Source organism: Sporobacter termitidis DSM 10068 (assembly GCF_900130065.1).
GTDB lineage: Bacteria > Bacillota > Clostridia > Oscillospirales > Oscillospiraceae > Sporobacter > Sporobacter termitidis.
This window is the reverse complement of record NZ_FQXV01000007.1, coordinates 110,631-122,968: the sequence shown is the minus strand read 5'-3', so window position 1 is coordinate 122,968 and position 12,338 is coordinate 110,631. Positions and strand designations below refer to the sequence as shown.

The 12,338-nt window shown below is 61.0% G+C and carries 9 protein-coding genes; 6 read left to right on the top strand and 3 right to left on the bottom strand.

The genetic code is table 11. From position 1 onward, the window contains the following. Positions 1-211: 211 nt before the first annotated feature. From BUB60_RS11045 to BUB60_RS11020, 6 genes are all read left to right on the top strand, one after another. Complete coding sequence (locus tag BUB60_RS11045; protein WP_073078893.1) at positions 212-814, top strand: cytidylate kinase-like family protein; 603 nt, start codon at positions 212-214, stop codon at positions 812-814. A gap of 99 nt (positions 815-913) precedes the next feature. Next, positions 914-1,636 (top strand): amino acid ABC transporter ATP-binding protein, encoded by a 723-nt coding sequence (locus tag BUB60_RS11040; protein ID WP_073079128.1) that lies wholly within the window; start codon positions 914-916, stop codon positions 1,634-1,636. Positions 1,637-1,650: 14 nt separating this feature from the next. Next, positions 1,651-2,346 (top strand): amino acid ABC transporter permease, encoded by a 696-nt coding sequence (locus tag BUB60_RS11035; RefSeq protein WP_073078879.1) that lies wholly within the window; start codon positions 1,651-1,653, stop codon positions 2,344-2,346. Between the two features lie 49 nt (positions 2,347-2,395). Continuing rightward, positions 2,396-3,367, top strand: coding sequence for a substrate-binding periplasmic protein (locus tag BUB60_RS11030; protein ID WP_242941184.1), 972 nt, complete (start codon positions 2,396-2,398; stop codon positions 3,365-3,367). Between the two features lie 109 nt (positions 3,368-3,476). Next, positions 3,477-4,451 carry a methenyltetrahydromethanopterin cyclohydrolase gene (mch, locus tag BUB60_RS11025; protein WP_073078877.1) on the top strand — a complete coding sequence of 325 codons (975 nt, stop codon included), beginning with the start codon at positions 3,477-3,479 and terminating at the stop codon, positions 4,449-4,451. Between the two features lie 232 nt (positions 4,452-4,683). Continuing rightward, the gene (locus BUB60_RS11020) at positions 4,684-6,750 is read left to right on the top strand and encodes a methyl-accepting chemotaxis protein (protein WP_073078875.1); all 2,067 of its coding nucleotides are present in this window, start codon (positions 4,684-4,686) and stop codon (positions 6,748-6,750) included. Between the two features lie 1,002 nt (positions 6,751-7,752). Here the strand turns inward: BUB60_RS11020 and BUB60_RS11015 are convergent. Genes BUB60_RS11015 through BUB60_RS11005 form a run of 3 tightly spaced genes read right to left on the bottom strand, consistent with a single transcriptional unit; the run spans position 7,753 to position 12,337 of the window. Further along, the gene (locus BUB60_RS11015; protein ID WP_073078872.1) at positions 7,753-10,983 is read right to left on the bottom strand and encodes a GLUG motif-containing protein; all 3,231 of its coding nucleotides are present in this window, start codon (positions 10,981-10,983) and stop codon (positions 7,753-7,755) included. Continuing rightward, complete coding sequence (locus BUB60_RS11010; protein ID WP_073078870.1) at positions 10,980-11,759, bottom strand: hypothetical protein; 780 nt, start codon at positions 11,757-11,759, stop codon at positions 10,980-10,982. Before BUB60_RS11010 ends, BUB60_RS11015 begins: the two co-directional genes overlap by 4 nt. A 38-nt stretch (positions 11,760-11,797) precedes the next feature. Next, complete coding sequence (locus BUB60_RS11005; protein ID WP_073078867.1) at positions 11,798-12,337, bottom strand: hypothetical protein; 540 nt, start codon at positions 12,335-12,337, stop codon at positions 11,798-11,800. Between the last annotated feature and the right edge of the window lies 1 nt (position 12,338).

Below are 12,338 nucleotides of genomic sequence, written 5' to 3'. Positions count from 1 at the left end.
CCACGCCGGGCGCCGGGATCAAAGTGAAATTAACGATAGAGTACAAAAATCGGCGATGTAATCGAAGAACGATGTGCAATATGGCGCTGCATTTGTACTTGGAATACAAAAACGTCAGGAATGTTTGGCTTTGCAGCCTATTGGCAACGCGGAAATCCGTGCTATAATCAGGTTAAGCTCAGAAAAGAGAATGTGCGGGAGGAGACGTGTCATGGAGCAGAAATTCGTTGTAACGATCGCCCGGCAGTTCGGCAGCCTCGGCCGCCCGATTGCCCGGCAGGTCAGCGAGAGGCTGGGTATCGAGTATTATGACCGTGACATTGTTGAGTTGACCGCGAAGGACCTGAAGCTTCCCGTATCGACGATCAGCGATGTGGAGGAGAGCGCGAAGTCGGCTTTTTTCAACATGAGCTATCCTCTGGGAATGGGCACCACGCCCATTCAGGATGAGATATTTGCCGCCCAGCGCAAGATCATTATCGACATTGCGGCAAAGGGACCGTGCATTATCGTCGGGCGCTGTGCCGACGCCATCCTGAGCGACGTCAAGGAGATCATCAATATTTTTATATACGCGCCGTACGCCGCGCGGCTGCGCAACTGTGTGGAGACGCTGCGGATGCAGCCGGATGAAGCGAAAAAGATGATCGCCTCCGTCGACAAGGCCAGGGAATCCTATCACCGCCACTACTGCGGCTACTCGATGTCCGACAAGGATTACAAGCACGTGATGCTCGATTCCAGCCTGCTGGGCGTTGAAGGAACCTGCGACGTGCTGACGGAGATCATCAAAAAACGTTTTGACCTGCGCTGAGCAAAGCTGAATACTGATAAGACATGCAATGGAGCCTGACAGGAGGGCTCCGTTTTTTATTATCAGGCTGCCGTTAAGAAGGAAGGTGTCGTCATGGTAATGCTGGAAATCAAAAATCTCTCAAAATTCTTCGGCGATCTTGAGGTCCTGCGGGACGTGAACATGGCCGTTGAAAAGGGCGAGGTCGTCGTCGTGATCGGACCGTCCGGTTCCGGGAAAAGCACAATGCTGCGCTGCATCAATCTCCTTGAGCAGCCGAGCGGCGGCGAGATTTTATACCAGGGGAAGGACATCACGCATCTCGGCAGGCAGGTGACCGATTACAGAAAGCACGTGGGCATGGTGTTTCAGCGCTTCAACCTCTTCCCGCTGAAGACGGTGCTGGACAATGTGTGCTACGCGCCGATGAAGCTCAATAAGCTGCCGGCCAAGGACGCGAAGGAGCAGGCAATGGCGCTACTCAAAAAGGTCGGGCTGGAGAGCAAAGCGGGCGTTTACCCCGCCGCCTTGTCCGGCGGCCAGCAGCAGCGCGTGGCCATCGCCCGGGCTCTGGCGATGCAGCCCGAGCTGATGCTGTTTGACGAGCCGACCTCAGCCCTGGACCCGGAGCTGGTGGGCGACGTCCTGGAGGTCATGAAGCAGCTGGCCGGCGAGGGGATGACGATGGTCGTCGTCACCCATGAGATGGGCTTTGCGCGCGACGTGGCCGACCGCGTCATCTTTATGGACGGCGGCTACATCGTGGAAGAAAATACGCCGGTTGAGATTTTTACCAGCCCGAAAAACGACAGGACGCGGTCATTTCTGGCCCGCGTGCTGTAGGGGAGGCAGGAAACATGGAGCTTAACTTTCAGAAAGCGTTTGCCAAGCTTGGGCCGAGCCTTTTGGACGGCGTCGGCATCGTCGTTTATATCACCTTGGCCGGCTTTGCCTGCGCGCTCGTGGCGGCGCTGCTCATCGCCATCGGGCGGCTCTCGAAAAGCCGGGTGCTGGACAGAATACTGAGCATCTTTATCGAGCTCATCCGCGGCACGCCGCTGCTCGTCCAGTTCTTCTACATATATTACGTGGTCCCCATGCTCATCAACGGCATTTCCGCCGCCATGGGCTATCATACAAACGTCCAGCTGGAGGCCTCCACCTGCGGCATCATCGGCTTCGCCATCAATTACGGCTGCTATATGTCCGAGGTGATCCGCTCGGCCATCCTGGCCATCGATCCCGGGCAGCGGGAGGCGGGCCTGGCGCTGGGCTTCAGCGAGGGGCAGGTGCTGTTCGGCTTTATCATTCCGCCTGCGCTGCGCAATTCTGTCCCCGTTTTCGGCAACTATCTCGTCATGCTGATCAAGGACACGTCGCTTTTGGCGATGATTTCAGTTCAGGAGCTGCTGCTCCGCACAAAGACCTTTGCATCCCAGACGTTCCTGACCGTGGAGGCTTATACCATCCTGGCCCTCGTTTATCTCGTCATCAGCATCCCGCTTTCGCAGCTGAGCCGTCTTGTGGAGCGCCGGCTCAAGCGGGTGCGGTAATATCAAAATGCACTTCATGTCCATGAAACATGCCGGGAGGCAAATAAAGATGAAAAGAGGAATCACAATGAAAAACACCAGGTTAAGAAAATGGACCGCCCTGTGCCTGTCCTGCACGCTCCTGCTGCTGACGGTACTGGCAGGCTGCGCGTCCGCCCCCACGGCCGGAAGCTCGCCCTCGGCCTCGCCCTCAACGGCGGCCTCACCCTCCGCCTCGCCGGCAGACGCGGCGTCGCCCTCGGCCTCCGCCAAGGACGAATCGGCGCTGCTGAAAAAGATCAAGGAAAAAGGCTATATTCTCATCGGCTCCTCCAACGACGCGCCCTTCTCTTATCAGGACGTGGATACAGGCAAGCTGGCCGGCGTCGATATCGATATCCTGCGCGAGATATGCAGCCGCCTCGGCATCCCGGATATCCAGATGAAGGTCATCGACTTCTCCAATCTTCTCGTGGAGCTGAACAACAACAGCATCGATATGGTCGTCGACGCGATGTACGTCAAGGATGAGCGCCTGCAGATCGCCGCGTTTACCGACAAGTGGTATCAGGAAGGCGAAGCCGTTGTCATCCCCGCGGATTCCAAGATCACCAGCAAGGAGGAGCTGGCCGGCAAGACCGTCGGCGCCCAGCCGGGCACGACCTTCTATGAAACGGCCCAGAAATGGCTGGACGAGGGCAAAATCGGCAAGCTCGAGGCGTATGACAACCAGGCCACGCTGATGACGGCCGTCAATATGGGCAAGGTGGACGCCGTCATAACGGACGGCATCGTGGCGGGCTATACGCTTGCGTCGGACAGCTCGCTGAAGCTGAAGCTCCTTTCCCCGTATCAGGCGGAGGCCAGCGGCCAGATCGGCGCGGCGGTCCGCTTTACGGATAAGGACTTCCTGGCCGAGGTCAACGACACGCTCAACGCCATGAAGAAGGACGGCACGCTCATGTCGATCCTCCAGCAATACAATCTGACCCAGGACTATTTCGTGGACGTGGACGAAGGCGTAACAAAGAACGTCAAATAAAACATCGCCGGGGAGGGAAGCGTTTCCCTCCCCGGTGTATTTACGCGCTTGACGAAATGCTTGCCGCGAGAGTACAATTCAAGCATTACGACAAGGAGAAGTGAGACCTATGCAACTGCCGCTGAGTCATATACCGGAACTGAGTCCCAACCGCCGGGCGCTGGCCCTGATCGACGAGGTCGTCTCGCAGAGGCATCAGCTGCGCGTCCAGGTGACCAGCCAAAGCGGGGCGATGGTGATCGACTGCGGCGTTCACGCCGAGGGCGGGTATGAGGCCGGCGTGCTGTTTTCAAAAATATGCCTGGGGGGCCTGGCCGACGTGTCGCTGACGTGGCAGGATTTTGGCGGCCTGCGCTGGCTGTCGGCGGAGGTCGTGACGGACCACCCCTTGCGCGCCTGCATGGCGTCCCAGTACGCCGGCTGGCCGATCAAATGCGGCAACAGGATTTATATGGGGTCCGGTCCGGCCGGCGCCGTCGTCCACAAGGGGAGCCTTTATAAGCTGCTGGGGTACCAGGATCCGCCGGAGATCGTCATACTCTGTCTTGAATCCAACCAGCTCCCCACGGCGGAGGTCATCGGCGTCATCGTGGACGAATGCGGGTGCGCGCCGGAGAATCTCACCGTTTTGGTCGCGCCCACAGCCTCGGTGGCGGGCACGGTCCAGGTGGCGGCGCGCGCTCTGGAGACGGGGCTTTTCAAGCTGCGGAGGCTCGGGTATGACCTGGACAAGGTGGTGTCCGGGGCCGCGGCCTGCCCCGTTTCCCCGGTGGCGAGGGATACGGCCAGCGGCCTGGGGCGGACCAACGACGCCATCTCTTACGGCGCTACCGTTTCTGTCAACGTGCGCGACGAGGACGCGGTGCTCAGGCGTCTGGTCGGGCGCGTGCCGGCCAGCGCCGCCGAGGGTTACGGGCGCGCGTACATGGATTTTGAAAAAGGTCACGACAACTTTTTCAACAGAGGCCCCGACCAGTTCAACCCCGCCGTCATCCGGATGTGCAGCCTGTCCAGCGGAAACACCTTCGCCGCCGGCGTGCTCCGCCCCGACGTTTTGCGCCGCTCGTTCGGTATATCGGAATAGTACCCACCGCAATTTATTGAAAGACCCTCGTGCGGCTTTTTCGGCGGCACAGCTGTTAATGAGACAGCTGTGCCGCCATTAATTTTCAAATGTTCGGCAAAATAACTAAAAAATAGAAGTCTTGGATGTTGATGTTTTACATCGAATTTCTTTAGACCGATGAAGTGAAGGAGTGTTCGACCGATATATATTATAAATAGCGTTATGAGACGCAGAGCAAAGGGAGAAGCACATGAAATTCAGCAGCAAGTTATCAGCAAAGATATCCTCAGCGATTATTGCCATTATTTTTGTAGGTTTTTGCGTCGTCGGCGTGGCCTCGTATCTGAGCGCCTCCTCCGGCATGACAAAATCAATCGAGACGAACCTGGAAAACAGCGCCGATTCTGCGGCGCTTTTACTGGCCACGAAGCTTGAGGCAATGAAAAACGAGGCGGATTTGATCGCCGCCCGTGAGGATGTCAAAACCATGAACTGGACCACCCAGAAACCCGCGCTTGACCAGATGGTCAAAAAAATGGGATATATGCGTATCGGGGTGGCGGGACTGGACGGACAGGCCAAGTTCACGAACGATTCGCAGTCCAGTCTGGCCGACCGCCAGTATATCAAGGACGGCCTGGCGGGAAAAACAACCGTGACTGATCCGCTCCTGAGCAAGGTCGACGGGCAGATGGTTGTCGTGGTCGCGGCGCCGATCGTATCGTCCGGCGATAAGGTCATCGGCGTTTTGATCGTGACGCGGAACGCCTCTGCCATCAACGATATGTCCAACGGGATCGCCGTGGGAAAGACGGGCTATTCCTTTATTGTCAACAACGCCGGCGTCGTCATCGCCCATCCGGACGCCGAGATGGTCAACAGCGCCTATAACATCGTCTCCGAAGCGGATAATGACGCGGCGCTCCGCCCGCTGGCCGATTTCACCTCCAAATTGATCGGTGGTCAGAAGGGCTATGACGAGTATGATTTTAACGACGTCGCCAAGGTAGCCTCCGGCGCGCCGATTTCAGGGACCACGTGGTCGATTATCCTGACGGCGCCGAAGACAGAGTATTTCTCGGATCTGACGACGATCCTGTACATGATCATCGGGGTGACGGTGCTCATCCTCCTGGTCGGTGCCTTTACGAGTATCCTGATCGTCAGAAGAATGGTCGTCAAACCCATCAAGGGGCTCGTCACCGTGTCCGACCGCCTGGCGCTTGGCGCCGTCGACGTGAGCATTGAGAGCAAGTCGCATGACGAAATCGGCGCGCTGTCGTCGTCGTTCCAGACCATGATCGACACGATCCGGGCCCAGGTTTCCGGCGTCGAACGGATCGCGGCGGGAGATCTGGCGGTTGAAATACCCGTCCGTTCCGAGCACGATATTCTGGGTATTAAGCTCAACGAGCTTTTGGAGAAAAACAACGAGGCGCTGACGAATATCAGCACGGCGACGCAGCAGGTCACCATCGGTTCCAGCCAGGTCTCCGATTTCAGCCTGACGCTGTCGCAGGGGGCCACAGAGCAGGCCAGCTCGCTGGAGCAGCTGACCGCCTCCATCGGCGAGATCGCCGAAAAAACCCAGCGGAACGCCGACAATGCCAACGAGGCCCATGTGCTCGCCGAAAGAGCGCAGACGAATGCCGCCGAAGGCAACAAGCGGATGCAGGATATGCTCGAGGCGATGAATGAAATCAACGAGTCGTCCGGGAATATCTCAAAAATCATCAAGGTCATTGACGACATCGCGTTCCAGACGAACATCCTGGCGCTCAACGCGGCCGTGGAGGCCGCCCGCGCCGGACAGCACGGCAAGGGCTTTGCCGTCGTGGCCGAGGAGGTCAGAAATCTGGCGGCCCGGTCGGCCAACGCGGCGCGGGAGACGACGGAGCTCATCGAAAACTCGATCAATAAGGTCGGGGGCGGCACGAAGATCGCCAATGAAACGGCGGAGTCGCTCAATAAGATCGTGGACGACGTGGCAAAAGCGGCCTCGTTCTTAGGGGATATCGCCTCCGCCTCCAAGGAGCAGTCCGAGGGCATCAAGCAGCTGGATCAGGCGCTGATTCAGGTCAACATGGTCGTGCAGAGCAATACCGCCACGTCCGAGGAAAGCGCCGCCGCCAGCGAGGAGCTGTCGTCTCAGGCCGACTTCCTCAAGAGCCAGGTCGACCGCTTCAAGCTCCGCGGCAACACCGCGTTTGACGCCGATGCCGTCGCCGAGCAGAAGCTGCCCGGGAAAGCACAAAAGGACGTCCTGCCCTCAAAGGTCAAAATTTCCCTTGGCGAGGGCGACTTCGGCAAGTATTAATCCTTCGCTGAAAAGCCCCGCCGGGTTTTTCGAGAGACTGTACGGCCCTGCTGTCGATGTGACAGCAGGGCCGTCTTTATATGACGGCGGAAAGAGGTACAGGGCTTCACTGCGGGAGCTGAGGGGACGGGCGCAATATATCTATAAGATATATATCTGATAGATATATTGCAACTCTGGGCGGACGGGCGATTGATAATCGCCCCTACGGGTTGCGTCCGGGTATATTGTGGGGGCCGGAGGTGCCGGCGGCCCTTGCCCCTTTGTTCGTTTCCGCCGTCGTGCTGCGGGAAACGGAATGGCATCGGAGACATTTCCAAGGTGCAAAACCTTGCCGATGCCTGTAGGGGCGATTATCAATCGCCCGTCCCGCCCGGCGAACACAGTTCGTCCCTACGGCATGGATTGTCATCGCAGGGGCGAACTGTGTTCGCCCGCTCCTGTCGGCGCGGCAGAGCCCGGAGACAGAGGGACGGGGAACGTGGATTCCCGCCTTTGCGGGAATGACAAGGCTTCGGGGCATTGCAAGATACTTTGGGCGTCGCAGGGCGGGGTTCCATCCGGCATGACCGGGGTGATAGCGGCGCGCGACAAAGGCAGACGGCCACTGGCCGTCTGTTCTTGCTGGCGCGGCGGCGGGCCGTGGGCGTCCCGGCTATGAGGATGTCATTGATTGCGTGCCGTTACGGGTAAGGATCAACGGGGCGATGTGGGCATCGCCCTCTACGGTTTACCACATGATTTGCACCACAAAATCGCACCGCGGCAGGCCGCCGAAGGCCGGTAAACGGGGCTTCGCCCTTTAAGGCTTAGGCTGGTGACAGGATAGCGAAAGTCTATTCTTCCGACGCACAGCCTGGTTGTTTCGGGGAGGAGGATACATAAGGGGGAGGCGGCTTTGTTAAAAGCCTCCCCCTTATGCGTGTCTTTTGGTTACTTTTCTGCACGAGCAGAAAAGTAACTCCCCGAAGCCGTCCCAACTCCCGCCCGCCGGCGAAATACCTATCCACCCGCCTGTTTGACAATAATATTTTCCACCGTTTCCGCTCTTTTCACACCGGCGCCGTCATACAGCGCGAGCACGAAGCGGTACGTTCCCGGAGCGCCGCCCGCCGGTATGGAGAGCACCGCCCGGTCGTCCGTCGCGGCCACGGGGAGCTCTGTCTGGCCCGGGACGTTTGCGTAGGCCGTGCCGTATTTGTACTGCAGGGTCGATTTCACAGCGCCGGGCCCCAGCGTGCGAATGGTCACCGGTACGGCGATTGCCTCCGGTGAGGCGCTGTAAACGCGCGTGCCAGCCTCCGCCCGGATGCCGAAGTCCGCCGGCGGCGCCAGGGTGACCGCGGCAGAGCTGCCCGCCACGAGATAGCCTGCCCGGGGGGACGCGGGGTCCGTACAGGCATAGACGCTGATAACCACGTCGTAGCGCCCGCTGTCCGGCGGGTCGGCGCATCCGGACGCGTCGAGCGCGAAGGACATCCGCCCGGGGGCGGCGCCGGCGAAAAGATACGGCAGGTCCGAGGTTGCGGCGACGCCGTTGAGCCTTATGCCGACAGGCCACGGACATGGCGCGTCGTCTTTTTTAAGGGCAAGCATATAGACGAAGGATGCCCCGTCCGTCTTATAATCGTAGCCGGCCGCCGGCGCGGCGGAAAACTCGGCGGTGAGCATGTTCACACCGCCCGATACGGCGAGGGTATACGCGCTCTTCCCCGAAACGGCGACCGACGGCGCCCCGCCGGAGCTGTTCCTGTTCTGGTCGGCGAGCCGTATCTTGTATATGCCCGGGTTGAGACCGGCGGTCTTCGTGAAGTCAAAGATGAACAGATAGTCCTTCTGCGTGCCCGGCGATACCTGCATGTCGGGATAGCGTTCCGCCTGGCTGCCCATACGGACAAAATCCCCCAGCGTGAGCCCCGCCGCGCCGTCCGTCAGGTTTTCGTAGTAATAAACGCCGTCTGTTTCCATGATGACGGAGGTGCCCGCCGGCAGAACGGCGGCGCCGTCGTCGGCATAGAGCCCGGCCGTCTGCAGAGCTAGGGCGCAATTCGCGTTATACCGGACGCTCCAGCGCACGGAAAAAACGCTGTCCGAGGTGACGGCGGCCGACGTATCCCCGCCCACGGCAGCGGCGGAGAACACCTTTCCGGCTTTGACGGCAGCGGCGGAAATCTGCACCGGCGGCGTCGACGTTTCCGGCTTTGGGACGCCGTTGTCGCCGGCGTCCGGCGCCCAGATGTCGCCGCCCTCGCCGTTGTTGGTGTTCAAAAGCGCGCAGATCTCTTCCCAGGTCAGGTTCCCGACGGGGACGGCGCCGTCCTGACGCGCCACGTCGCCGCTTGTCGTGCCGGCCGGGGCGTTGGCGTAATCGTAATAATAGTTGTTCCAGGCGTTATTGCTGTTCAGGGCGTTGCCGGTGACGCTCCCCACGCCCTGATTGCCTGAAACCCTGCCGTTGTTGAGATTGTTATGTACCACGGTGCCGGCGTCCACATAGCCGATGATGCCGCCGATGCCGCCCTGGCCGGTCCCGCCGTTGATCGCGCCGGCGTTATAGCTGTTGCTGACGGCGGCGCTGCCGCCGGTCATGCCGGCCACGCCGCCCGTGTGGCCGTTGTTCCCCGTGACGTCGCCCGTGTTGATACAGATCGTCACGACGCCGTCCGAGTAGCCGGCGATGCCGCCCACCTCGGAATTGCCCGAGACGGCGCCGGAGGAGGAGGACTTGCTGACCGTGCTGCCCGTGGCGGCATAGCCCACCACGCCGCCGACGTAATGGTGAACGCCCGATACCGTGGCGCTGACAGTGCACTCGGTGACAGTACCGTCCGCCTTGCCGGCCGCGCCGCCCACGTAGCCCTCGCCGGCGGCGGCGCGCACCACGCCTGAAATGGTGCAATGGACGATTTTGCTGGCCGCGCCGGCGGCGTAGCCGGCCACGCCGCCGATGTAGCTGTTGGGCGCCGTCACCGTGACGGCGACGACGCAGCTTGAGATTTCGCCCTCCGTCATGCCGGCCACGCCGCCGGCATAGCCGCCGCCTTGGGTTTCGTTGACCGTTACCGTTACGGTGCAGTCCGTTATCTTGCTGCCCGTTCCGGCCGCATAGCCGGCCACGCCGCCGATGTAGCTGTTCGTCCCCGTGACGGTGGCGGTGACGGCGCAATGAGTGACGGTTCCCTCCAATTGGCCCGCGATGCCGCCGATGTTGTAGCCGCCCGTTCCGGCGGCGGTCCCGGAGAAGGCGCAGTCGTCGATCAGGCTGCCTGTGCCCGACGCGTAGCCGGCCACGCCGCCCGTTTTGCTCTGCCCCGTGACGGCGGCGGTGTTGCTCCGGCAGCCCGAAATTTCTCCCGCCGTGTACCCCGCGATACCGCCGACGGATTCCGAGCCCGCAACGCTCCCCGCGACGGCGCAGCTCGAAATAAGGCTGCCGGCATCGGCTCCTCCGGCGATGCCGCCGTGATAATTGCTCCAGCCATTTGACACCGCGCCCGTGTACGAGCACCCGGAGACGGTGCCGCCCGTGCGGCCCACGATGCCGCCCGTGTAGTCCGCCCCCATGACGTCGGCTGATACAACGCAGTTTTTGATCGCGCTGCCGGCGCCGGCGGTGCCGGCAATGCCCCCGTGCTGGCCCTGCCAGGTAACGGTCCCGGTACAGCTTGAAGCGCAGTTTTCGATGAGGCCGTTGGTGAATCCCGCCACGCTCCCGGTGCTTGTGCCGCCGTTGACCGTCCCGGATAAGGTCACGTTTCTGATGACGCTGCCCGACTCCGCGTAGCCGAACAGCCCTTCATAGCTCGTGCCGGACTGATTGATGTACAGCCCGATGATTTTGAAGCCGGCGCCGTCAAAAACGCCCTTGAAGCTCCTCGCCGCGCCGGTGCCGATTCTGGCGAACTCCCTGGGACTGCCTGAGGCAAAGCCGCCGCCGGCGTTCATGGCGTTGAGCGTGATGTCCTGCGTCAGCACGATGTATTGATTCTGATACGCCGCCCCGGCGCCCACTGTCTGCGAAAAAAAGGCCAGCTGCTCGCCCGTGGCGATACGGTACGGGTTCTCCGCCGTCCCCGCGCCGCCGGCAAAGCCGGAGGCTGTGCCGCCTGTCCATTCGGGGCTTGCCGCGCCGGCGGATTTCACCGCCGCCAGCACGAGGAGCAGCGGGACAAGCAGGAAGAGCCGGCGCCGGAGGCGCTTTATCAATGTGCGGCGTTTCGTCGGCTTGTTCATCGCGGCTCCTGCCAAGCCGCGACCGTTATCCCGGCGTAATCTCCGGCGCTGCTGTCCTTGAAAAAGACGAGGCGGGTCACCCCCGCCGTGCTGAGGGCAACGGTCATCGTCCTGCCCTTGAGGTCGAGGGCGGCGGCGCTTGTCACAAGGGGGCTCGTCATATCGGGTGACGCGCCTGCCGGCCAGGAAATTGTCACATTTTTCGCCGTTTCGGTACCCGGCGCCGTGGTGACGGTCAAAACGGCCACGGGCGCGCCCGCGTTTTCATCGACGGTATAGGCAAGCGCCGGATGGATGACAAACCGGCCCGCCAAGGTTTTTTCGTAGGGTGAAGCGGAGGTGGCCGTCACAGTCACCTCCAGCGGCGCGCCCGTATCGGCGGGGGCGGGAACAGAGAGGGTCACGTTTTCTTCCCGGCCCTCTGCGCCGCCCGCCGGGAGGACGCCCTCAACGGCGCCGCCGGCGCCCGACGGGGTCACGGTATAGGCGATATCGCTGCCGGATATATTCAGCAGGCTCTCATAATTTCTCAGCTTCAGCCGTATCGTGGCGGCCCCATCCGAGGACCAGTCGTGATAGAGGTCGTAGGCGGGGATATCCGGGCCATCCTTCAGCAGGTCGCTTGTAAAATAAAAATCCCGCGCCGCGGTAGCGGTGTAGCCGCCCAAAAGCGCCGTGCGCGCATAACCGGCCAGCGCGGCGCCCGAAAGCAAAAGGATGAAAAGGCCCGTCAGAATCATCGTGACGGGCTTTTTTTGATTTCTGCTTCTTCTCAAAGGCGGTTCATTCCTTTCGCTGTTGTCCGCTGGGCGCCTCAACTCTGAACAGCTTTCAGGCGCAGCTCCAGATGATCGATCTCGTCCTTATACCGGACGTCGTTCACGCCCGCGGGCCAGGAGACGGTCAGCGTATACTGCTTCGTCTCCTTGACGCCGGCTGTAAAGGCTTGGGCGTCGCTCTCGTAAAGGCCGGCGGTCGGGTGGCGCAGCGAGACCGGACTGCCGCCGGCCGTCGTCAGGATAAAGGCGAGCGGCAGGTTCCCCGTCGTTGTGAGGCTCAGCGTGACGCTCTGGCTGTAATCGCTGACCTTATCCCCGTCCGCCTGCGTTTTCCAGTTGCTGATAGTGATGTCGATGCTCCTGCTGTCGCCGGGCGCCATGCCCTCCAGCGAAACGGCGGAGGCGTTCTGCTCCAGCACCCAGGTGGAAAAGTCGATGTCCGGCACCTCTGTTGCGTCCTCGGCCCCCGTGTTGGCGAGCGTCGTTGCAAACCGGGAGAAGGAGACGCCCGTCAGGAGGACGCTCGCGATGAGCAGGTAGATGAGCAGGTAAACCCACCGGTGCTTATTCTTCATC